Annotated in this window: 21 protein-coding genes; 11 read left to right on the forward strand and 10 right to left on the reverse strand. The window is 62.6% G+C overall.

Translation table 11 applies throughout. From position 1 onward, the window contains the following. Positions 1-22 precede the first annotated feature (22 nt). Positions 23-949 carry an ATP/GTP-binding protein gene (locus AAGA68_07195; GenBank protein ID MEM9384830.1) on the forward strand — a complete coding sequence of 309 codons (927 nt, stop codon included), beginning with the start codon at positions 23-25 and terminating at the stop codon, positions 947-949. A gap of 39 nt (positions 950-988) precedes the next feature. On the opposite strand, the gene AAGA68_07200 is transcribed toward AAGA68_07195, so the two are convergent. Then, positions 989-1,264: a DUF2277 domain-containing protein gene (locus AAGA68_07200; protein ID MEM9384831.1), complete on the reverse strand. Its 276-nt coding sequence runs from the start codon at positions 1,262-1,264 to the stop codon at positions 989-991. A gap of 162 nt (positions 1,265-1,426) precedes the next feature. On the opposite strand from AAGA68_07200, the gene AAGA68_07205 reads away from it, so the two are divergent. Next, a complete protein-coding gene (locus AAGA68_07205) occupies positions 1,427-2,236 on the forward strand; it encodes a LytTR family DNA-binding domain-containing protein (GenBank protein MEM9384832.1) in 810 nt (269 codons plus the stop codon). Positions 2,237-2,338: 102 nt separating this feature from the next. Then, entirely contained in the window at positions 2,339-3,421 is a 1,083-nt protein-coding gene (locus tag AAGA68_07210) for an NAD-dependent epimerase/dehydratase family protein (protein MEM9384833.1), read from the forward strand. 11 nt (positions 3,422-3,432) lie between these two features. On the opposite strand, the gene AAGA68_07215 is transcribed toward AAGA68_07210, so the two are convergent. Both AAGA68_07215 and AAGA68_07220 read right to left on the reverse strand, forming a co-directional pair. Continuing rightward, positions 3,433-4,608: a crosslink repair DNA glycosylase YcaQ family protein gene (locus AAGA68_07215; GenBank protein ID MEM9384834.1), complete on the reverse strand. Its 1,176-nt coding sequence runs from the start codon at positions 4,606-4,608 to the stop codon at positions 3,433-3,435. Positions 4,609-4,795: 187 nt separating this feature from the next. Then, positions 4,796-5,482, reverse strand: a complete 687-nt coding sequence (locus AAGA68_07220) for a hypothetical protein (protein ID MEM9384835.1) — start codon at positions 5,480-5,482, stop codon at positions 4,796-4,798. A gap of 390 nt (positions 5,483-5,872) precedes the next feature. Here AAGA68_07220 and AAGA68_07225 point away from each other — a divergent pair, with 390 nt between their 5' ends. The 3 genes from AAGA68_07225 to AAGA68_07235 are packed head-to-tail and all read left to right on the forward strand — an operon-like array spanning position 5,873 to position 8,531. Next, positions 5,873-7,192: an ATP-binding protein gene (locus tag AAGA68_07225; protein ID MEM9384836.1), complete on the forward strand. Its 1,320-nt coding sequence runs from the start codon at positions 5,873-5,875 to the stop codon at positions 7,190-7,192. After that, complete coding sequence (locus AAGA68_07230; protein MEM9384837.1) at positions 7,189-7,608, forward strand: hypothetical protein; 420 nt, start codon at positions 7,189-7,191, stop codon at positions 7,606-7,608. Before AAGA68_07225 ends, AAGA68_07230 begins: the two co-directional genes overlap by 4 nt. After that, entirely contained in the window at positions 7,605-8,531 is a 927-nt protein-coding gene (locus AAGA68_07235) for a tetratricopeptide repeat protein (protein ID MEM9384838.1), read from the forward strand. The genes AAGA68_07230 and AAGA68_07235 overlap by 4 nt, the downstream gene beginning before the upstream one ends. 99 nt (positions 8,532-8,630) lie before the next feature. Here AAGA68_07235 and AAGA68_07240 read toward each other — a convergent pair whose 3' ends face one another. Further along, a complete protein-coding gene (locus AAGA68_07240) occupies positions 8,631-9,518 on the reverse strand; it encodes an FRG domain-containing protein (protein MEM9384839.1) in 888 nt (295 codons plus the stop codon). A 228-nt stretch (positions 9,519-9,746) separates the two neighbouring features. Then, positions 9,747-10,337, reverse strand: a complete 591-nt coding sequence (locus AAGA68_07245) for a cyclic nucleotide-binding domain-containing protein (protein ID MEM9384840.1) — start codon at positions 10,335-10,337, stop codon at positions 9,747-9,749. A 176-nt stretch (positions 10,338-10,513) separates the two neighbouring features. Here AAGA68_07245 and AAGA68_07250 point away from each other — a divergent pair, with 176 nt between their 5' ends. Continuing rightward, positions 10,514-12,277 (forward strand): CocE/NonD family hydrolase, encoded by a 1,764-nt coding sequence (locus AAGA68_07250; protein MEM9384841.1) that lies wholly within the window; start codon positions 10,514-10,516, stop codon positions 12,275-12,277. A gap of 47 nt (positions 12,278-12,324) precedes the next feature. Here the strand turns inward: AAGA68_07250 and AAGA68_07255 are convergent, their stop codons facing one another. After that, the gene (locus AAGA68_07255; protein ID MEM9384842.1) at positions 12,325-13,605 is read right to left on the reverse strand and encodes an ATP-binding protein; all 1,281 of its coding nucleotides are present in this window, start codon (positions 13,603-13,605) and stop codon (positions 12,325-12,327) included. A gap of 178 nt (positions 13,606-13,783) precedes the next feature. Between AAGA68_07255 and AAGA68_07260 the strand changes: the two genes are divergently transcribed. Further along, positions 13,784-14,893, forward strand: coding sequence for a prepilin-type N-terminal cleavage/methylation domain-containing protein (locus AAGA68_07260; protein ID MEM9384843.1), 1,110 nt, complete (start codon positions 13,784-13,786; stop codon positions 14,891-14,893). Between the two features lie 68 nt (positions 14,894-14,961). On the opposite strand, the gene AAGA68_07265 is transcribed toward AAGA68_07260, so the two are convergent. The 4 genes from AAGA68_07265 to AAGA68_07280 form a co-directional block, all read right to left on the reverse strand. Beyond that, a complete protein-coding gene (locus tag AAGA68_07265) occupies positions 14,962-15,660 on the reverse strand; it encodes a VPLPA-CTERM sorting domain-containing protein (GenBank protein MEM9384844.1) in 699 nt (232 codons plus the stop codon). Positions 15,661-16,040: 380 nt separating this feature from the next. Further along, positions 16,041-16,523 (reverse strand): phosphoribosyl-AMP cyclohydrolase, encoded by a 483-nt coding sequence (locus AAGA68_07270; GenBank protein MEM9384845.1) that lies wholly within the window; start codon positions 16,521-16,523, stop codon positions 16,041-16,043. Positions 16,524-16,614: 91 nt separating this feature from the next. Then, on the reverse strand, positions 16,615-18,201 hold the full coding sequence (locus AAGA68_07275; protein ID MEM9384846.1) for a SulP family inorganic anion transporter: 1,587 nt from the start codon (positions 18,199-18,201) through the stop codon (positions 16,615-16,617). A gap of 59 nt (positions 18,202-18,260) precedes the next feature. Then, entirely contained in the window at positions 18,261-18,641 is a 381-nt protein-coding gene (locus AAGA68_07280; protein MEM9384847.1) for a metalloregulator ArsR/SmtB family transcription factor, read from the reverse strand. A 256-nt stretch (positions 18,642-18,897) separates the two neighbouring features. On the opposite strand from AAGA68_07280, the gene AAGA68_07285 reads away from it, so the two are divergent. The 3 genes from AAGA68_07285 to AAGA68_07295 all read left to right on the forward strand — a co-directional run bounded on the left by AAGA68_07285 (position 18,898) and on the right by AAGA68_07295 (position 21,367). Then, a complete protein-coding gene (locus AAGA68_07285) occupies positions 18,898-19,260 on the forward strand; it encodes a YciI family protein (protein ID MEM9384848.1) in 363 nt (120 codons plus the stop codon). A gap of 33 nt (positions 19,261-19,293) precedes the next feature. After that, positions 19,294-20,550 carry a DUF6596 domain-containing protein gene (locus tag AAGA68_07290; GenBank protein ID MEM9384849.1) on the forward strand — a complete coding sequence of 419 codons (1,257 nt, stop codon included), beginning with the start codon at positions 19,294-19,296 and terminating at the stop codon, positions 20,548-20,550. A gap of 70 nt (positions 20,551-20,620) precedes the next feature. Beyond that, positions 20,621-21,367: a hypothetical protein gene (locus AAGA68_07295; GenBank protein ID MEM9384850.1), complete on the forward strand. Its 747-nt coding sequence runs from the start codon at positions 20,621-20,623 to the stop codon at positions 21,365-21,367. The last annotated feature ends 49 nt before the right edge of the window (positions 21,368-21,416 follow it).

The raw sequence follows: 21,416 nt of genomic DNA on the forward strand, positions 1-21,416 counted from the left end.
ATCGCAGCGAAAGGAAACCCGCATGTGCCGCCTCCCGGTCAAGCTGTCTGCCCTGGTCCTCCTCACGGCCCTCGCAAACCCGCTTCTTGCGGATGACGACGAGCCGTCCCTGCTCTGGGAAGCCGCAGGGTTTGAGGCCCCGGAATCGGTTCGCTACGACGCTGAGCGTGAGCGCCTGTACGTGTCGAACATCAACGGCAACCCGACCGACAAGGACGGCAACGGTTACCTGTCCTTGCTCTCGCCCAGCGGTGAGGTGCTGATGGCTCGATGGTTGGCCGGTTTCGACGCGCCCAAGGGCATGGCGCTCGTTGGGAAGAAGCTCTATGTGAGCGACATCGATCGCCTGGTGGTGGTAGACGTAGAGGCGGCGGAGATCGTCGCTACCTACGATGCGCCTGAGGCAAAGTTCCTAAACGACGTTACGGCGGATGCGAGCGGCCGCGTCTACGTCTCTGACATGGGTGATAACACGATCTACCGGCTGAACGGCACAGCGTTTGACGTCTGGTTGCGCGATTCGGCCCTCGATAGTCCCAACGGTCTGCTGGCCGAGGAAGATCGGTTGCTGGTGGCGAGTTGGGGCGTGGTCGGGCAGGGCGCGGATGTGCAGTTGGGCGTGATGCGGGCGGTGAGTTGGGAGGATCGCTCGGTGTCAGCGCTAGATGGGGCCGGCATTGGTCACCTGGACGGCCTCGAGAAGCTGCCTAGCGCGGAAGATGCCGAGGGCGAGGGGGACGGTCAGTACCTCATCACCGATTGGGTAAATGGCGTGCTGTTTACCTGGGCGGAGGGGGACGACGGGGATAGCAAGTTGACGCTTGCCCTCGATCTGCCGGCCGGCAGTGCCGATATCGGTACCCTCCCGGGTGAGGGTGTGGTCATCGTGCCGCTCATGAAGGATGGCATCGTGCAGGCTTACAGCTTGCCGGACGATGAGGATGAATGAGTGGGGGGTGACTCTCGCCGTGGGCGCCGATCAGACCGCCTACGCTTGGTGTCCAAAGCGTCTCGCGGCTCGGGCGCGCGCTTTTTCGGCCTCCAACTCTCGATTGCGCGGGGGTTGTGAGGTTACGAGAGAGTCGAGCAGCTGCTCTGCGGCCGCTGCCACCGCGTCCACTGCATCCTCGAAGGCCTGCGCGTTCGCTCGGGAGGGGCGCGCACTGCCGCTGAGCTTGCGTACGAACTGCAGTGCCGCCGCGCGGATCTCTTCCTTCGTGGCCGGCGGGTCGAAGTTGAAAAGGGTCTTGATGTTTCGGCACATTCCCTAGCCTCCTTGTTTGTGGTCCTGTCCGAACGCGCAAGCAGGGTGGCGGCGTGCTTGCCCGCGGCGGCTTCGACTGAACAGACAGGCTGCGCCTAAGCCGCTTGCCGCGTAAAGTGCGGCGAGATAGCGTGATGCGAAGTTATCTTCAACAGCAGTCGAATGAGCGACCTCCTGCAACATCTTCGCCCGAGTCGCACCACCCTGTGGCTGCTCGCCAGCTGGTTGGTCCTCAGTCTCACGCAGACCCTGCACTTCTATACCTACTTCGAGCAGTCCCTGTGGGATTCGGTGCGCTGGAGCTTCCGCGACTGGTTCGTGTGGTACCTGATCTTCTGGGGCGTGTTCGAGCTGTGTAAGGGTCGCCAGGCCTTCGCCAGATTCTCGGTGTTCTCGACCCTGCTGGTCGGCGCCATCGCCGTGGCCAGCGGTGTGCTGCAGACTGCGATCATCACCAGCCTCGACTTCATCGCCGGCACGGCGAGCCGACCGTTTTGGGAGGACTTCAGCCACTTCTATGCCAAGCGTTGGTTGCAGTACCTGTTTATCTTCGCCCTGTTCTGGATGCTGCTGCTGAATCGGATCGTGGCGGGGACGCCGGCGCCGGTCCCATCCGCCGCCGCGGCGCCGAAACCGCAACGGATCAGAATTGATGATGGCAAGCAGCACCACTGGGTTGCCTACGGCGAGGTCTTGTCCGTGGAGGCGGCCGGCAACTACGTGTGCTTTCACACCACCAGCGGACAGCTGATCGCGCGCGGCACCTTGAAGGCGCTCCAAGCGCAGGAGCAAGTGCTGCACCGGGTCAGCCGCTCGCGGATGGTTAATCCTGGACTGGTAGCCGCAACGCGTAGATCGTCGAATGGCGGGATGGACCTCGTCCTTACCGACGGCAGCGTCGTGCCCGTCGGCCCCAGCTATCGGCGCCAGGTGAAGGCGCTGCTCGGGCTCCCGGGCGGCGCTACCTCCTAGGCGCTTCGCCCCGAATCTTCCGTTCTTCGTCCCAAATCGCTCGGCACACGCGAGGATTCACCGTAGCGTCGACCCATCACCGGCAGCAGCAGTGAGAGCGACGTGAAAAGGCGTGCATTTCTAGCGGCGAGTAGTGCCCTCGGGCTTACCACCGGGCTTGCGGCCCTCGGCGGCATCCAGGGCACCAGGGTGCTGGTCCTCGGCGGCACGGGGTTCTTCGGTCCAGTGCTGGTCAGGGAGCTGCTGCGCAACGGCGCCAATGTCACCCTGTTCAACCGCGGTCAGACCAACCCCCACCTGTTTCCCCAAATCGAGAAGATTCGCGGCGATCGCGAGCTGCCCGATGCCCGTGGCCTTGTCGCTCTCGCCGAGTCGCGAGCGCGCTGGGACTGGGTGGTCGATACCTGGCAGGGGTCCTCGGCATGTGTCGCCGACACGGCTCGCCTGCTGCACGGGCGCGTCGAGCAGTATCAGTACGTCTCTACTGTGTCCGTCTACGACAAATGGGATCGCATCGGCATCCAGGAGAGCGAACCGCTCAACCCCGTGCCGCCGGGTCCGGAACCGCTGGTCAGTCCCCATCGGTATGCCCTGCGCAAGACCCTCTCCGAGCAGCTGCTAGGAGAGCTGCTACCTGAGCGTAGCGTCTTCTTCCGCTCTCACGGCATGCGTGGTTACCCGAACTCAGCGCCAAAGCATGAGCCTTATTGGCAGGTGAAGATCATGCGCGGGGGCGATCTAGTGCTACCCGCTGATATCGAGTACTACCAGGTCACCGACATGGTGAGCCTGGCGCGTTTCATGATCCACTGCGGCCGCACGCAGCAAACGGGGCCTTTCAACGTGTGTTACCCACCTATACGTCTTCGGAGGTTTATCGAGGGTATCGTGCGAGATACGCGCAGCGGCGTTCGCCTGCATTGGATTCCGCAGGAGTTTCTGCTCGCTCACCAGGTGCGTCTGTTGCGTGGGACGCCTGCCGGGCGCTACCGCTTCGACGTGTCCAAGGCACTGGCGGCGGGACTTGAGAACCGATCACTCAGCGAGCTGCTGGCCGATCAGCTCCAAGGCTATCGGGACCGTCACCCTGGCGATGATTTCCGCTTTGGTGGCGAAGGGACATCGACGATTTCCAGCCAACGGGAGCAAGAGATCATTCGCCTGTGGCGCGAGCGTCGCGGTTGAGTGTCGCTGCCTCAGAGGATCGGCTCAACTTCCCACGTAATGGCGCTCACGTCGGCCAGCCGGCAAAACCGGCCAAGCTCCGCGTGCAGCTTTTCAACGCGTGTCGGTGTCCACTTCACGCGCGGCTCCTGCCAGAAGTTGAGTACGCGCAGCTCGCCCGCTTTGCGATCGGCCTTAGCTTCAATACGACCGACGAAGCGATCACCTTCGAGCAGGGGAAACACGTAGTAGCCCCAAACCCGTTTGCTGGCCGGGACGAAGATCTCGATGCGGTAGTCGAATCCGAACAAGCGCTCCAGGCGCGCGCGATCGCGAATGACCGGATCGAAGGGGCTTAGCACGCGAAGGCGGGAGGTGGGTGCAGGCGCGTCTGCAAGGCGCTGCTCGATATCGGGCAGGGCCAGAGCGCCGTACGCCGATCGGTCGGCGCAGCCTACGGTGACTTCGACCAGTTCTGCCCGGTGTGCATCGACCCAGGCCTTCACTTCGGCCGAAGAGACCGCATCCCAGAAGCGTTGTATGTCACCCGGCGTGGCAAAGCCGAGTCGTGTGAGGGCCTCCCGGCAGAGCCAATCGATCTGTTTGTCGTCGGACCAGCTGTCGCGGCGGTGCTGAGCTGGGATGACCCGTTCCGTCAGATCGTAGTACTTCCGAAAGTTCACTCGGTGCGATGTCGAGAGCTCGCCTGCGAACCACATGTAGTCGAGGGCAAGCTTGTGCGGTGGTCGAGACCACATCTCCTGCTTGCCAGTGGCTTTGGTATCGAAGGCGTCCGTCGATAGAGGGCCCTCTTGCGCGATGCGATCCTTGAGGGCGCGACGGCCTTTGGCATCGAGCATGGCCCGATGCCATTCCCAACTGCGCACCCTAGCTTCCAGGCGACGAAACTGCCTGCCCCAGGCGGGATAGAACGCGATCGGCAGGACCGAGGCATCGTGGGTGAAGTGTTCGAAGATCAACCGATCGCGGGCCAGGGCGCGGTTCAGCATGGGTTCGCGGTAGTGCTGGTTGCGGCTCCAGAGGATGTGATGGTGGGCCCGCGATACGGCCCGGATGGAGTCGAGCTGAACGAATCCGAGCGCGGTGATCAGGACGTCGAGATCAAGCTTTCCCGTGGGCGCGTGCGAGAGCCCCTGGGCATCAAGCCATACCCTTCGGGCGTCGCGGTTAGAGATCTTCAGCGCCATGCGCGCATGCTAATCCGCAATCGCTTGTCTGTGTGTCAATCGTTGCGCCGCGCGCCGTGGCAGGGTTGGGCGCGTTCCGGACCGGGGATGGCGCCAAGGGGCTCTCACGAAGATGCCTCCCGGCCCGGAGCGACCGAGTGGGAAGGAAGGCTGACGGGATCGCCGCGAGCCTCCCGCAGGCGCTGCGCTATTGCGCTGCGATATCGTCGATCAGGAGGATGCTCACGGATCCGGCGACGACCAGAATGTCTATCGGGCCGCTCAGGGTAACGGCCTGCCAGTCTGCGTTAAGCACCACCTGCTGCAGATCTTGCACGGCGCCGTCGCCGATACCGGCCAAGATGATCTGCGCGTTGGCCTCTGCGAATCCACCCTCACTCACCTGTAGGGTGACGGTGTTGGCACCACCGGGGAAGAACACCAACTGCGGCAAGCGGGACACGCCACCGTCATTGAACGGAGAGCCAGCATTGAAGGCGAGAAAATTGGGTAAGGAGAAGGCGTCGATAGCGAAGTTGCTGCATTGATCCAGCACGCCACCGCCGTTGTTACCAGGCGCTGTAAAGGCCGCACCCTGGCGCACGCCGCGTAGGGCTGAGGTCTCAATGAAGCTGCAAGGCTCGACACGGTCATCGAAGGTGACGACGCCTCCTTCTTGTACAAGTATGCCCCCGACGTTGCGATCCATCATGTCGTAGTAGCCATGCACAGCGTCACGCCCGAGCAGCTTCGCCAAGTCTTCCGCACCAAACGGCCTCGTCGGCGCAGCGGCACTGGGTGCAGGGCCGTAGTGCCCCGCAACGATGTCGGCGTCGGCGTAAGCCACAGAGATGAGCATCCAAACCACGCCTAAGGCGACGAGTTGTTTCTTCATGGGGTTCTCCCTAAGGGGCTGGTCCGTAGTGTTCACCCGCGCGAATCTCCCTCAGCGCGGTTCGCTTAGCGTACATGAATGCTGAAGGGGCGGTCTTAGGGCAGTTGGTATCGTCGGCGGTTGGGATTCATGGCCACCACCGCCTCGCTAGCCTCGTCAGTGAACCGATGGCCACTTAGCGATCATCGGTGTGACTTCGTGCGTGCAGATAGCCCAAGGCGCATCATCTGACCAGAAGGCCAACCTGGCGGGCGTGGGGGCGAGCGACGATCGAACGCCCGACGTACGCCAGACGCGCCGCTGCATCCAGTAGCGCGCTGGGTGAGCAGACTCGACCTTTCGGTGGCAAAATCACTCCAATTTCCTAGCCGACCTGCAACACGCCAAAAAATGGACAAGTCCTCCCTCGACGGCCTCATCGACGCCTATGCGGCGGCCCCATCCCCCTCCCTAGCGCGCGTGATCGTGCTGGAGTTGTTACAAGGCGACCGAGCTCAGGATGCGCTCGCCTATCTCGATGCAGCCGTCACCGCGTTCCAACCGGAAGACGCCGACGCCGTTGGTAGCGCCCTGCTGAGCGCGGGAAGCTACGCCGCCATCACCGAGCACTTCGACGCCGACGTCCCCACACAGGCCGTAGTGCTGGCGAGAGCGCTGCTTGAGCTCGGCGAAGATAGTCGCGCGCGCGAGGTGTACCAGGCGGCCATTGAGGCGGCGCCTGGCGTGCAGGATGAGACCATGAACGAGCGCCTCGGCGTCGCCGCAGATTCGCCGGCCAGCGTGACGCGCTTGCGTCTGGTCGAGAAGGTTGACCCAATGGAGGTGGTCAATATAGATCGCTATCGCGCCAGCGCCACCACTTTCGATGATGTTGTGGGCCTCGAGAAGGTCAAGCGCCAGGTCAATAAGCGCATCATCATGCCCTTTCAAAAGCCATCCCTGTTCTCTCGTTTCCGCAAGAAGATCGGCGGCGGCGTGCTGCTCTACGGCCCTCCAGGCTGTGGCAAGACCTTGCTCGCCCGTGCCACCGCCGGCGAGTGCAACGCCTCGTTCTTCAACGTCGAGATCGCCGACGTCCTCGACATGTACATTGGTGAGTCGGAGCGCAAGCTCCACGCGATCTTCGAGAAAGCCCGCGCGGAGGCCCCGAGCGTGCTTTTCTTCGACGAGATCGAAGCCCTCGCTGGCAAGCGCGAACACACGCACAATGCGACAGCGAGTAAGGTCGTTAGTCTCATGCTGACGGAGCTCGATGGCTACGCGCAAAACAACGCGGGCGTGCTCGTGCTCGCCTCCACCAACGTGCCGTGGGCCCTCGATCCCGCCTTCCTGCGCCCGGGGCGCTTCGATCGAATGTTCTTTGTGCCGCCGCCTGATCGCGAGGCGCGTGGCGCCATTCTTCAGCATCACATGAGGGAGCGCCCGGCCACGGGCGATATCGATTACTTGCTGCTCGCGAAGAAGACGAACGGCTACTCCGGCGCCGATCTCGCCAATCTGGTGGAGATGGCGGCCGACGAGGCGATCGACGCCTCCATCGAAGCTGGCGAGGATCAGCCGATCTCCTTCGAGCACTTCAAGGATGCCCTCGGAGAGTCCCGCTCGAGCACCGTCGAGTGGCTCACCACCGCGCGCAACTACGCGCGCTACGCCAACGACGGTGGACGCTACAACGATGTGGTCGAGTTCCTAGAGAAGCACGGGCAATGACCACCTACAAGATCATCGATGAGCCCAAGGCCCGCAGGGGTATGGAAAGCCTGATCGTGGATCCGACGGTCATTCTGCTCGCCTCCATGATCATTCCCCTGTTTTGGCTGCCCCCGGCGGGCGGGCGCTACTGGCTGCCAATGCTGTGGCTTGCACTTAACGGCTATGCGCTCGGCAGCCCGACGCTCGGCAAGGAGATTCTAACCATGTTGCTGGGTGCGCTCGGCGTCGTTGGCTTGCTGTTTATCGTGCTTGCCCTGATCCAGGCCGGTGTGTTGCCCTTCACCGAGGAAGGTGCCTACCCTTACCTGCGCATACTGACCTTTGGCCTGTTCTTTCTAGCGGTCTATATGGTCGTGTTTCGCCAAGCCACCAGCTACGCGCTGTTCCAGTACATTCAGGGCGATCGCCGGTGAGCGGCGAGGACTACCGTTTCGCCCTGGCGGTGCGCCACCAGCAAAACGGCGCGACGCAGGCAGCGATCGATCAGCTGGTCGAGTTACTGTCGGAGAGCCCGAACGTCGCTCAGTATCACGGCATGCTGGCCGTGTGTCTGATGGGCAATAGGCGCATGGCGGCTGCCGCCTATGAGATCGATGTGGCACTTTCCCTCGATCCCGCCTCCCCGTTCCTCTTCTATGTGCATGCGAAACTTCTAGTACTGCAGCGCAAGTTGAGGCAAGCCCTAGCCGCTTGCCACAAAGCTCTAGAGCTGAATCCGCAAGACGCGCAGACGCATCTGCTAGTCGCCGATATCTACGAGTTGCTAGAGCAGCCGCGCGACTCGAAGGCCAGCATCGACAAGGCGGCCTCGCTGGCGCCGGACAGCCCTAGCATCCCCCAGGCCTACGCCGAGTACTACCTGCTGCGCGGCGACACCAAGATGGCGTTGGAGTACGCGACCACCGCCATACGCGCCAACCCCTCGAACCCCCAGACCAACGTGCTGCTGGGCAAGATCCAGTTGAATCTCGGCAACGCTGAGCGAGCCGAGGATCACGCCAAGTTCGCCATCATGCAGAATCCCAGCGATCGGCAGGCACTCATCCTGTTCGCTAATATCCGCATGCGGCGCAACCTGGTACTGGGGCTTTGGTGGCGCTTCAACAGTTGGCTTTCGGGCTTGGGCAGCGCGAAGTCTGCACTCGTGCTGATTTTCGGCTACCTGTTTTTTAACCTACTGTCGGTGGCGGCGAAGGACCTCGGCCAGCCAGGCGTGGGGGCGCTCCTTTCCTTCGGTTGGCTTGGGCTGGTGGCGTACTCCTGGTTTGGGATTCCGATGTACCACAGGGCGCTGCGAAAGGAGCTCGAGTCGTTCCGCTTCAATCCGCACTTCTAGGCGCAGTCTCGGTCAGTCGCAGGCTTCACCGCGACGCTGTAAGCGATGACGGAAACTCGCGGCGGTGCGGTGCGCTAGGTGGATCGACCGCCGCTCGCCCTAGAACATCATCGTGCGCAGGGAGTCGAGCTGCGATCGCAGGAAGCGGCCCAGGCCAACGACGTCGGGGAAGATCGTACTGGCAGTGATGTTCTTGGACTCTGCCAGAAACTGTAGGACCTTGCCTTTGCAGGATGCGTCGATGACCTTGCGTCGTAGGCCTCGCACTCCGTGGAGTTCAAGGTAGTTGAGATCATGCTGCTTGTCGTAGAGGAGCGGGGCATGGTCCGAGAATATCTCCGTGCTGACCGTGTGGTGGGCGACTTGCTGAACCATCCGGGGAGAGATCCGCGGGTCGAGCTCGAGGATCAACCCAGCCTCACGCTCTGACAGCACGCTCGCCTCGGGTAGAGGAGGTGATTGCGTCGACAACAGGCTATAGAACTGTGAGCCGCCCGCGCGTTGATCGTCGAAAAGGTGGCGATCGTAAAACCAGAGTTCCGCATCCTTTGAGGGCTCGCTCACGCAGGCGAAGTAGCTGGAGGTCCAAATCGAACTCGACCAATCGAGAAGCCGCGTCGGGATCTCGTAGTGCTGCATCATGCTCAAACACCGAAGATCAAAGCCTGAGGTGATGTGCTCCGGCTGGGGCATCTCCTCGCTGCGATCAGGCAGCTTCGTGTAGTGCTCGCGAAAGGCGCTCATCAAGCGCCCCTCGATGATCGCAGCGGCGCCGACCGCTTCGCGTGCGAACTGGCGCTGAAATGATGGCATCAGGTTGCCATAGGTGCGCGGCTGGCCACGGAAGCACCAGTCGAAGTGGGTGTAAAAGGAGAGCTCTTCCTCCAATTCGATCAGGTCAGCGACAGAGCTGATTCGCTGCTCTGTAACGGCACTGATATCGATGACGGCACCTGAGTCCACCGCGGCTGCTTCGTCCCTCGGCATGTTCGATCAGCTCTCCTGATGCGTCTCTCCGGCAAGTCTGACGTAGACCTGCAGGGTGCTACTAGCAAGCATACTATCTCTCGCAGACCAGCGTGCGTTGGCGGGGAGTGCTCGCGGCTGCAGCTGGGTCAGGTGTCACTAGGACCAACTGCGTCAGGGGCCTGCTAGTGCTGCTCGTTGGTCTTGTCGATCTTGCTCGCGAGGGGTGAGCAGGGGTTTGCCGCACTGCTAGCGTCCGGAGCGTCGCCTTAGGAATCGGCTCAGGGCCTCCGGCGTGACCCCCGTGAACGCGGCGAGCTGCTTCTGCATCGCTGACCCGACCACGCGCTGGTAGTGCTCCTCGAGGAATCGGTAGCGCTTCTCCAGGTCTAGCTGGGTTTTCGCCACGATAAGCTCCTTGTCGAAGCAGAGCGTCTCCATCGCTTTGAGACGCAGATAGCGGCCGAAGTCCCCGCCCTCCAACATTTGTTGGCGGAACACATCCCCTGCGATCTCAACCCCGCTCACCTGCGTAATGGCGACGAGGTCGTCGCTCGCGTACTGCTCAGACCAGGTGCTGGTGAGATTGCCGCACACCTGTCGGTCTTCGAAGAACCTGGCGATCGTCAGGCTACCGTCGGCGTGGGTTTGGATCGACGCCGTGACACCGTCCGCTAGAAACAGCCAGCTGGCGCCGATTTCCTCCATTCGGTAGATGCACTCGCCCTTGCTGTAGCTCACGGGGCGCAGAAGGGGGCGTAGTGCGGCCCAATCGCGTGGCGCCATGGCGATGCCCTTCTCAGCGATGTCCCCCGCGAGGGCAGCCATGACCTGCACCACTCTCGACTCCTTGCGACGGCGCTGTGCGATGGGGAAAGTTACGACGAGACTAGGCCGTCTCGTGCCGGCGCAGCCTATCTCACTGTGGTGCCGGCCAACTTAACTCAGATCAAGCGGACACCCGTCCCCAGCGTGCAGACTGCTCATCTCTACGCAGTCACCCGGAGGCGATAGCAGTGGCCACGTTCTCGACCCTGCGCGCGGCATGGCCCGTGCTACGCCGTGCGATGCTTCGCGGCCAGCTCTTCCGTCCGCAGTGCGAGCTCGTGCAGCCGGATGGCGACGTCGATGCCTCCTATGACGTCGAGATTCCCATGCCTGAGGGGTTTTCGCTTACCGCCAATGTGTTCTATTCCCGACGGCGTCGGACCGCGGACGCAGCTGACCCGGTCGTGATGTGCGCCCACCCCTACGACAATCACCTGATTCCCGCGCTCGGCAAGACGCCCCTCGGCGGACCTCCCCAGCAGTATCGCCTGTTGCCACAGGCGGAGGGGAAGCCACGCTTTTCAACGCTGACAAGCTGGGAGTCGCCGGATCCGAATTTTTGGGTCCCCGCCGGCTACACGCTCGTCAATCTAAATCTGCCGGGATTCGCCAATAGCGAAGGTCCCGCCTCGATCGTCTCCGCACACCAAGGCGAGTGCTACCGCCGGGCTATCGAGTACGTGGCAGCGCAGCCATGGTGCGATGGCAAGGTGGGCTTATGCGGGGTGAGCTTTCTGTGCATCAGCCAGTACCTCGCTGCGGCAACGCCCGAGGGGGCTGTCTCGCCTGCGGCGCTAAAGTGCATGATCCCTTGGGAAGGAGTGTCCGATCTGTACCAGGATCTCGTGTGCCGAGGGGGCGTGGCGGATGTGGGATTTCTAGATTTCTGGTGGAATACGGAAGTCAGGGAGCCGCTCAATACATCCCTCGATGACTACCTGTCGGTAGAGGAGGCCATCCCCCTAGAGGCGCTGGCGCTGCATCCTTACTACGACGACTACTGGAAAGCCAAGGCGCCGCCCCTCGCGAACATTCGCGTACCGATGCTCCTGTGCGCATCCTTCTCGGACCATGAGCTGCACACCTTGGGCTCATTCCGGGCCTTCGAGCAGGCGAATTCCCCTCAGAAATGGCTGTACACGCACCGCAGCGGAAAGTGGACGGAATTCTACCGCCCCGAGTCCCTCGCGTTGCAGAAGGAGTTCATGGATCACTTTCTGAAAGGTGAAGCTAACGGATTCGATGATAGACCGCGGGTGCGGATTGAGGTGCGTGCTAGCCGGGATGCGGTTCATGAGGTGCGCTGGGGAGACTCCTGGCCTCTGGCAAGTACCGCCTACGATCACCTACACCTAGATGAGCACAACACACTGTCGCGACAAGCGCCACTGACCGGCGTTGAAGTCGTTTACGAGGGCTCGGCTGGGCACGCTTTCTTCGACTACCTCTTCGATGAGGATACGGAGATCACTGGCTACGCAAAGCTCAGGGTGTGGGTGGAGGCGCGCTCCGACCGGCGCGATTTGCCCGCACCTGACGACCTCGTGCTGTGTTGCTTCCTCGACAAGCGAGATGCCGCTGGTCGATCAGTGCGGTTCTTCGGTGCCGTCGGGCAGGATCAGGACATGATCACCCGGGGCTACGGGCGTGCGGCGCGACGGGAGCTCGACGACGCGGCTAGCCGGCCGTTCCATCCGGTGCCCTTGGGTGCTCGCGACCAACCGCTGCAACCTGGTGAGATCGTACCGCTGGAGATCGCTTTCTGCCCAAGCAGTACGTTCTTCCGCCAAGGGGAGCGTCTGCGGCTGATCATCTCGGCCACGGATGTCGTCCATGCGCCCATCTTCAAGAAAGACACGAGCGTCAATCAAGGTCTGCATGTGCTCCACTTTGGGGGCAGCTACGATTCGTACCTGTTGCTGCCTAGGATTGCGCCGCAAGGAGAGCAGTGAGTAGTGCAACCGAGGCCGAAGGTCGTGGACGTCAGCAATCAAGAAGCCTACCTATCGTATGCGGTGGTGCTCCCCTCGATTGGCAGGCGTAGCACAAATGTCGTGTCGCCGCCTTCGCTGGGGTAAAGGGTCACATCTCCCCCCGACTGCTCAGTGAATCCTTTGACCATCGACAGGCCCAAGCCGGGTTTCGCCGCTGATTCGCTGAAGAAGGGATCGAAGACGCGTTCCGCGATCTGCGGAGCAACGCCGGTGCCGTTGTCACTCATTTTCACGTCGATCGCCGAGTCCGCATCGCTGCTGATACTGCCCCTGACGGTGATCTGGTCAGCGCCTGCGTGAACGGCGTTGTCGAGCAACTCCGTGAGAGCGGCTAGTAGCTGCTCTCGGTCCACGTGCAGCAGCGGAAGCTCGGGAGATACTTCGGCGCTGAATGCGATCTCGCGGGGGTGGCTGCGGCTGCGATGGTGCGCCTCGAGCTCGCTAAGAACATCGGCCAGGTGGCACTGGGCAGGCTGAAGTGGAAGTTGATGGGTGTAGGCCAGGAGCCGTGACACGTCTTGACTCGCGTTGCGGGCGGCTTCCATGGCGAGCCCCAAGGTCCTTTGCGCCTCCGGGCTAGGTCGCCGAGATCGCGCCAAGTCGATGCCGCCGACAATCGTCGTAAGGTGATTGTTGAACGCGTGGGCTACCCCCCCGGCGACACGACCCATCGCTTCCAGCTTTCTGGCTGCCTCTCCTCTGCGTGCGTCCCGATCGATCGTGGCCAAGGTGGAGAAGGTCTCGTGCATCGTCAACGCGTGGTAGAACTGCAGCCCCATCACGGTGATCGCAAGTCCTACGTCGGTGGGCGCCCTCTCCCCGATCAGCAGGGTGACCCAGAACAGGCTGAAGGACAGCTGTATCCCCACCACGTAGATCAGCCCCAGGGAGGGTACCCGCAGGCGGTGGGTCAGGCTGTAGATGAAGGCGGCGGCCAGCATTAGCACCGAGATCAGCTGGTAGTGGGGCTCGAAGGTCAGCCAGAAGTAGAACACCAGCCAGAAGAAGACAAATGCATCCAGCACGTAGGCAAGGAAGACGGCCACAAAGCGGCCGGGGGTCGGGTGCTTTTGGAAGCGGGTGATGCAGGTTCCCGCTAGCAAGGTGGTCGCGAGCCGGGCGAAGAACCAATACAGGAACGTCCGGTCGTCGAAGCCGAAGCTCAAGCCGACGGCGATCAGGGCGAAAGTGACCATGCGCAGCAGCGCGTCGAATCTGCTGCGCTGCGCTACCAGCATCAAATTGTCGCGCTCCGTTTCGAAGCGCCGTTGAACGAATCGGTTCAAGGCCAGTGGTAGTGCCTTCGTGACCGGAACAGGGGGCGGACCGCTAGGCGATCAGAGTGAAGTCTTTCTCAAGAAGCGATGAATCGCTAGTTTCTGTCAGAGTTTCTGCGTTCTTTGCGTAGATGCTGTTGGGGGCGTGGAAGACGCCCGGCATCAGCAACAGAACAGGAGACCCCTCATGCGTTCCCAAGTCCACCAGCGCTCGCTCAGCAGCGATCACTCTCAAAACGGCTTTACGCTCGTTGAACTGCTCGTCGTCATCGCCGTGGTTGGCGTGTTGGTCGCGCTCCTGCTACCGGCTGTTCAGCAGGTCCGCGAATCCGCGGCGAGACGAAGTGCCACCAGTACCTTGAGTCTGCTCGTTTGCCCGTCCGACAGCTTTGGCGAGCGCTTTGGGCGCGGGCCTGAGAACCTGGCCGAACTCGCTGAATGGTGGCGAACCGACGGTGCGGGCCTGTGCGAACTCGAGGAGGAGGCCCTCGATGGAAGCGATGCTGGCTACTACTTCACCCTGGAGGATCTGAGCGAGCGACGCGCGTTCTTCGAAGGCCTGTTCAGCGAGGCGGGCATTGCGTTCCCGGACCCTGCCCCCTTCGTGGTCATCGTCGCCGAACCCGCTATCCCCGGACCGGCCGTAGACACGCTGTTCCAGGTGGGCGAGGCCCTGGTGGAAGTGCCCACGCCGGGCGCCCGGGAGCGGCGCGATGAAGGCGTCGCGCGCCTGCTTCGCACCTTCGCGGTTGAAGCGGCCGCTGCGGTTCGTGGTACGGGAATCGACATCGCAGACGTTATCCGCTCGGACGAGTTTCCCGGTACGCGCGAACTGCTCGGCAACTTCGACACAGACTTCGACGGCCTGATAACGGGCGAAGAGGTCTTTAGCGAACGTTGGATCGATGGCACCTCCAACGACTTCCTCGGCGGTCTCGGCACGCGCGTGCTGGAAGCCGCACGCTGCGAACTAGGCGTCGGCGCCGCCGGCGAAGACCTCAGCGAGTGGTTCCTGGTGGCCGAGGACTTCGCCTCCGAGGACTGGCGCGATGGGCTTAGCTACCTCACGATCGCCGAGGCGGTCTCGGCGATGGGTGACGTCGCGCAGGTGCAAAACACGATCGCCAATCAGGCTGCTGCGGCTGACCAGGCGCAGCGGGCGGGTGACACCGTGAGTGAGCTCCAGGCGGTGCAACGGATCCAGCAGATCTCGATCAGGGTTAAGGACCTGTTCATCACCTCGATGGATGTGAACGGCATCGAGTTCTTGCTAGACACGGTGGCGACCGAACCGTAGCGGGCGACAGTGCGGCGGGCGACCCGAGCTCAGGCTCGCTGAGCTCGGGGCTCGCCGTGATAAGCGGTTTAGCCCTTGCGCCGTGCGCCAGCGAGCAGACTGACTAGGCCTGAGACGAACAGCCAGGCGGCGGCGGGCAGAGGCACCGCGGTGATGGAGACGTTATCGAGGTCCAACATCAAGCTGTCGAAGTCGGTGTTCTCTGGCAGGTACAGACCAAGCTGCAAGTTCAGAATGTTGGAGAATACGCCTTCAAAGGTTGAGGAGCCGTACGACACGAACGGGGGATCGCTGTCGACGATATCGAAGGAGATGGTGGTCCAGGTATCCGGCGCGATTTCAAAGATACTGTCGTTGGACAGGCTTGCACCTGCACCGCCGAAACCTGCGAGCCGGGCGTAGAAGTTCAACGCTGTGTCGGCGTTGTGGCGCACGGCAACGCTGAACGAGGTGACGCCGCTCGCCAGCCAATCGCCCACGAATGCGCCACCGCTCGCATCGTTCGCGTCGTTCCCGCGGAACATGATCAGCAGCGGATCACCGAAGCCACCTCCCCCAGAGTTGAAGGGAGGTGCCAGGTAGGAGATGAACCCTGAGTCATCTATGCCACCTGTCGCGTTGTAGATCGGCGTCTGGGATGTGCCGTCGAGCCAGTTGCTATCGTCGGTGTTGAACGTCTCGGTGAAGGTCGAGACCGCCCAAGCCTGACCGCTCAGGCTTGCGCTCAGCAGGAGGACGCCTGCAAGCATGGTCTTGGATGAAATCACTGAAGGCCTCTCCATGGTGTTCTCAAGAGTGTGTAGCCAACGTCCAGGTTGGCTGGCGCCCGCGTCACTGGGGTATGGGGCAACGCGCCGCGCAGCGGCAACGAGTTGCAAGTCCCCGCCGCGAGCCTACCTATAGGCAAGTGCCGTGCCTTTTCCGCGAAAGAGCCGTTTCCCTTTCACTATCAGCTGGTTGTGAGGCGACATGGTTTTGGCGTGCAGCTGAGTGTAAGGAACACCGACATCCTTGAGGGCTCGAGCCAGGTACGGCCATCCGGCCGCTCAGGCAGGCGCGGCCGGTCGAGCCGACGATCTGGGCGAGAGCGCCGAGACCACCCCCTGTCCTTGGCAGTCTGCGGCGCTCTAGCGAACACTTAGGTTCGCTACACCGGTTGATAGGGTAGGGACGAGTGGTGCAGGACGATGCGCAGCGTGCCCTCTTCGTCCTTTTTGTAGCCCCAACTCTTGTCGACCTTGGTGACGTTGCCGTCGCGGTCAGTGAAAGTCACCCAGCCCATCCACATGGCGACATCCCCCTGGATGAAGGAGGCGGAGGTTTCGCAGACGACCGAGCGCCAGCTCTTGATGCCGAAGCCGCCGTCGCGTGGGTACTTGTCGTTGTGACCCACGAAGTAAGACAGGGCGCCTTCCCTGGTCGGGCGAAAGGTCTGGTCGCCGCTCGCGAGCGTGGGCTTGAAGAGCACGTCGCCCAGGTTGTAGCCGTAGGCGGCGTCAATGGCACCGTTGGCAAGCTCTGTGGCAGCTTCGATCCCGCTCTCGTCGTAGGCCTTGGATATGGCGACGAGCGCGTCGCCCCAGATCTTGCGAGCCTCGGCCAACTCTTGTTCCGTAATTGCGCTGGTCATTGTCTTGACTCCTTTCCTTCGCCTGCGCTAAGGCAGGTCATGGCTTGTAAGTGCAGTGCTCGCCGGACCGAGCAGCATCGTGCTCAGGCGGTCAACTTTGCGGCTGTGCCTTAGGCAAAACGTCTACGGGACGCAGGCGTGTTTTGGGTGATGGTGGCGTTATATCCACCTGCAGCTTGCGCCGCTCGGCGGATCGTTGGAAGTCCTCCAGAATCTCCCGCACATCATGGTCCATGCCGTGCGTGCGGCTCATGTCGATGCTTACGGCTGAGCCGTCTGGAATGTCCGTGAGCTGGCGTAGGATCGCGCCGCGGCTCAGGAACGAGACGTGTTCGCCCAGGCGCATGTCGACGTGGTGCACCGACTGCGCATCGTCGCTCTCGCGCATTTCCACCCAGTGCGAGTTGGCGTAGGCGCGGTAGAGCACGCCGAGCAGTCCCACGCCGAGGCCGAGGAATACGCCGGTAAGGAGGTCCGTAAGCAAAATGGCAACGATCGTGACCATGAACGGCACGAACTGGCCTGGGCCCTGATCGTAGATCTGCTTGAACAGGGAGGGCTTAGCGAGCTTGTAGCCAACCACCAGCAAGATAGCCGCAAGGGCTGCGAGTGGCACCAGGTTCATTAGGGGCGCGGCGAACAGCACAGCGACCAACAGCAGAACCCCGTGCCAGATGGCACTGACCTTCGACGTCGCGCCGGACTGGATGTTGGCCGAACTGCGCACGATCACCTGAGTGACGGGCAGCCCGCCGACCAAGCCCGATACGGTGTTACCCACCCCTTGTGCGAAGAGTTCACGATTGGTCGGGGTCACGCGGCGCACGGGATCTAGCTTGTCGGTGGCCTCGACACAGAGCAGGGTCTCCAGGCTCGCCACCACGGCGATCGTAAATGCCGTTAGGTAGATGGACGAGTTACCGAGCTGCGACCAATCGGGGCCGACGAGCGATCCGAACACATCACCGACACCGTCGAACTCGGGGAGCTTGACGAGCTGGTCCTTGGTGAGGGCCCACTCCGGTGCTACGGCGGATGTGACCACCTGATAGAGGATGCCCACGACTACCGCCACGAGCGGCCCCTGGATGAGCTGGAAGATCTTGCCGCGCTTGATCAGCACCTGGTCCCAAGTGATCAGAATCGCCAAGGACACGGCGGCCACGAACAACGCGCTAGGGGCGAAGTTGGTGATGGCGAGCCAGAGCTCGGAGAGGGTGGTTCCGCCATCGATTTGGTTGAACTGGAAGTCACCGGGGTTCGCATTCCAGCCGATCGCGTACGGGATTTGCTTGAGAATGATCAGCAGCCCAATGCCACTGAGCATCCCTTTCACCACTGCAGAGGGGAAGAAGTAAGCCAGTACGCCAGCCCGCGCAAGGCCGAAACCCATCTGGATGATGCCTGCGAGCACGACCGCGGCGAGGAAGGCCTCGAAGCTACCGAGATCGGCGATGGCCGCGGCCACGATCACCGCCAGGCCAGCGGCGGGGCCAGACACGCCGAGGGCAGAGCTGCTCAGGCTGCCCACGACGATGCCGCCGACGATGCCGGCGATCAGCCCTGAGAGCAGCGGCGCGCCACTGGCGAGGGCGATGCCCAGGCACAGAGGTATCGCTACGAAGAACACGACGATGCCGGATGGGATATCCCGACGAAGGTCTGGCTTGTTCGTCATGGGGTAGCCCTCCGGCCTGGTGGCATCCTCATCCTCTCGTTCACGGTTCTCTCCTGTCGTTACTTATCGTTGGGTTTAGAAGCGGGATTCTCGGTCGACCACAGCTCTCGCGCCTTGCGCAGAGCGCGCCGGCCCTGCGAGTCGGATGCCATGCGGGATTCGATAAATCGCAAACCGTCGACCACCCAGGCGGCCAGGTCTGGCTGTGTCAATGCGTAGTAGACGTGTCGTCCATCCCGCGAGTCGGTCACGAGGCGGTGGGCCCGCAGCAAGCTGAGGTGCTGGGACACGCGCGTCGCCGGAAGCCCTAAGCTCATGTGTAGCGTGTTGACGTCCATCTGCCCGGCGCGCAGCTCCTCGATGATGCGTAGACGATCGGGGTGCGATAGGACCTTGAAGATGTCAGCCAGTTCCTTGGCGACCACGATGCGACTCGGCACGGGCGCTGTTCCCTTCCGCTTAAACGTGCGACCTCATGGTCATATATTCATATATTCAGAGATGCGAAGATATTGGATACGGGGGTCGCGCACAAGCGTTCCTGCGTTCTCGCGTCCGAGCGAGCGCTTGGGCGGTGTGGCGATCTAGCAGGCGCGCGGGATGAGCGCGAATTGCCCGGGTTGTCGAAATCGTGTGAGCTGGCGGCTCATCCAGGTGAGCGCGGGGTTGGCCCGCGCCCCACCAAGGAGAGAATCGATGCAGTACATGCTGATGTTCACAGAAGACAAGGACGCCTTCGCTAAGCGCGAAGATCCCGCCCGTGCCGACGCCTACTGGGGCGCATGGCAGGACTACGTGCAGACCCTGCGCGAGTCTGGCGTGGTGGTGAACGGCGATGGCTTGATGCCGCCGCACACGGCCACCACTGTGCGTGTTCGCGATGGTAAGCGAGTGGTTCAGGACGGCCCCTTTGCCGATAGCAAGGAGCAGTTGGGCGGTTACTTCGTCATCGAGGTGACCGATCTCGACGCTGCCCTCACCTGGGCGGCGTGTTCGCCCGCAGCGACCTACGGTTCGGTGGAAGTGCGCCCTGTGCTGCCGCCGCCGGCGGACGCTTGAGACGGCGCTATCGCGCCGCCTCCCTCGAGCTGGATGTCGAAGATCGATAGCGAGCGCGCCGCCGAAGCGGTGGCGCGCCTTTCTTACGGCCGCCTCGTTGCGCTGCTCAGCCGGCGGTCGCGAGACATCATGGCGGCCGAGGATGCCTTGTCCGAGGCCTTCGCCGCTGCCCTTCGCACCTGGCCTGCGCGAGGCGTGCCGAACAGCCCCGAGGCGTGGTTGCTGACCGCCGCTCGGCGCAACCTGGGCCACCGCGAGCGCGCCGCCAAGGTGCGTGAGCACCACCGCTACACCGTCGCTCAGCTGCAAGAGACCCTAGCGGGGCATGATGCGCATGCTGAGGACTTCCCTGACGATCGCCTAATGCTTCTGTTCGTATGTGCCCACCCGGCTATCGACCCCGCCGCGCGCACGCCCCTAATGCTGCAAACCGTGCTCGGTCTCGACGCTGCACGCATCGCCAGCGCGTTTCTCGTCTCGCCAGCGACGATGGGCCAACGTTTGGTGCGAGCCAAAGCGCGTATCCGCGATGCCGGTATCGCTTACACCGTGCCCGAGGGTGATGCCTTGCGCGAGCGCCTGGAGGACGTGCTTGGCGCCATCTACGCCGCCTACGGTGCGGGTTGGGAGGCTCTCGCCGATGGCGAGATGGATATGGGGCGAGTGCAGGGCCTTGCTGAAGAGGCTATATGGCTTGGGCAAGTGCTAGTGCGCCTGCTGCCGGAGCCCGAGGTGCTGGGGTTGCTGGCCTTGATGTGCTATTGCGAGTCGCGTCGTGCCGCGAGGCGCGATGATGCAGGACGCTTCGTGCCCCTGAGTCAGCAGGATACGACGCGTTGGTCAGGTCCACTCATCAGCGATGCCGAAGCGCTACTGACTCGGGCTGCGCGTGCCGGTCGCCCCGGTCGCTATCAGTGTGAAGCGGCGATTCAATCCGTTCACTGCGAGATGGCTATGAGCGGTACGCCGCGTTGGCACGCCTTAGCGCAGCTGTACGATGCGCTGCTCACGTACACAGATGCCGTGGGTGTGCGGGTTGGTCGTGCCGCCGTACTGTTGGAGGCGCACGGCGCGCCCGCCGCGGTGCAAGCACTTGAGGCCCTATCGGCAAAGTCAGTTGATACTTACCAACCTTACTGGGTCACCTACGCGCACGCCCTGCGCGCCGGTGAACGAAGCGACGATGCAGATCGAGCGCTGCGCCGAGCCGTTGGACTCACGCAGGATCCCGCCGTACGCGAGTGGCTGTTGGCGTTGGCGCATGGCAACGGGAATCACGCGCGCGCCTAGATCATGCCGTCAACAGATCGGCGAGCACCGCGTTGTTACTGACAACACACCCTTGTTTAGCGGAGATCAGATGACCGTTCGTATCCCGTGGATCGCGCTGGCGATCAGCTCCCTGGTGCTGCTTTTGGCCCCTAACGTGCGGGCTCAGCAGACGACCATGTTCTTTACCTCAAACAACGACTACACGCTCACCAACACCTTCAGCGATGTGGGTTTGTTCAACATTGAGATAGTCATCGATGCACCGCTCGAAGCCGGCACTGCGTACGTCGATCCTCCAATCACGAGCGTCACCTACCAGGTGCAAGGCGAGTTGGAGGCCGGCACGCCATCGGGCTTCACCGCCTTCGACTTACAGCGCGAAATCACCGGTGAGGACTTCTACGCCCAGGGCAGTTCCCTGAGCTTCGAGATCGACCCGGCCGCCGTGATCGATGATGGTGTCCAAGTCAGCGAGCTGGTGGGAGATGAGGTCGTGTTCACCTTCAACGGGCGGGAGATGGACACGGGGCGCTTCCACCCGGCGCTGTTCGAGCTGCGCGCCGACGGCACCGGGCGCATCCAAAACTCCAACAACGCCCCTGCCGGTGAGGCGATCGATTTCGGCGCTGAGTACATCACTGACCTGATGTTTGATGCAGGCAATACGACGCTGCTCAGCACCGTCTCTGCACCGATCCCCCCGGACGAAGAGGACGGAGGGGACGAGGAGGCTGGCGATGATGGCGGCGGTGGCGGCGGGGCGTTTGGCGGCTTCGGCCTCGCGTTGCTGGCCGCGGCGGTGGGCGCCACTCGCCGTCGTCAGCGGGCATCGTAGTACCGCTTACGTTACTCCCCGTAGGCCGAGGGCCATTGCGCAGCTGACT

This window comes from Pseudomonadota bacterium (assembly GCA_039193195.1).
GTDB lineage: Bacteria > Pseudomonadota > Gammaproteobacteria > Steroidobacterales > JBCBZW01 > JBCBZW01.

Bases quoted from the DNA above. Each gene is read 5' to 3' on its own strand.
- AAGA68_07240 (MEM9384839.1), bottom strand. From the start codon at position 9,518: ATGCCGAGGGACGAAGCAGCCGCGGTGGACTCAGGTGCCGTCATCGAT.
- AAGA68_07275 (MEM9384846.1), bottom strand. From the start codon at position 18,201: ATGACGAACAAGCCAGACCTTCGTCGGGATATCCCATCCGGCATCGTC.
- AAGA68_07260 (MEM9384843.1), top strand. From the start codon at position 13,784: ATGCGTTCCCAAGTCCACCAGCGCTCGCTCAGCAGCGATCACTCTCAA.
- AAGA68_07270 (MEM9384845.1), bottom strand. From the start codon at position 16,523: ATGACCAGCGCAATTACGGAACAAGAGTTGGCCGAGGCTCGCAAGATC.
- AAGA68_07195 (MEM9384830.1), top strand. From the start codon at position 23: ATGTGCCGCCTCCCGGTCAAGCTGTCTGCCCTGGTCCTCCTCACGGCC.
- AAGA68_07200 (MEM9384831.1), bottom strand. From the start codon at position 1,264: ATGTGCCGAAACATCAAGACCCTTTTCAACTTCGACCCGCCGGCCACG.
- AAGA68_07230 (MEM9384837.1), top strand. From the start codon at position 7,189: ATGACCACCTACAAGATCATCGATGAGCCCAAGGCCCGCAGGGGTATG.
- AAGA68_07220 (MEM9384835.1), bottom strand. From the start codon at position 5,482: ATGAAGAAACAACTCGTCGCCTTAGGCGTGGTTTGGATGCTCATCTCT.
- AAGA68_07295 (MEM9384850.1), top strand. From the start codon at position 20,621: ATGACCGTTCGTATCCCGTGGATCGCGCTGGCGATCAGCTCCCTGGTG.
- AAGA68_07285 (MEM9384848.1), top strand. From the start codon at position 18,898: ATGCAGTACATGCTGATGTTCACAGAAGACAAGGACGCCTTCGCTAAG.
- AAGA68_07225 (MEM9384836.1), top strand. From the start codon at position 5,873: ATGGACAAGTCCTCCCTCGACGGCCTCATCGACGCCTATGCGGCGGCC.
- AAGA68_07290 (MEM9384849.1), top strand. From the start codon at position 19,294: ATGTCGAAGATCGATAGCGAGCGCGCCGCCGAAGCGGTGGCGCGCCTT.
- AAGA68_07205 (MEM9384832.1), top strand. From the start codon at position 1,427: ATGAGCGACCTCCTGCAACATCTTCGCCCGAGTCGCACCACCCTGTGG.
- AAGA68_07215 (MEM9384834.1), bottom strand. From the start codon at position 4,608: ATGGCGCTGAAGATCTCTAACCGCGACGCCCGAAGGGTATGGCTTGAT.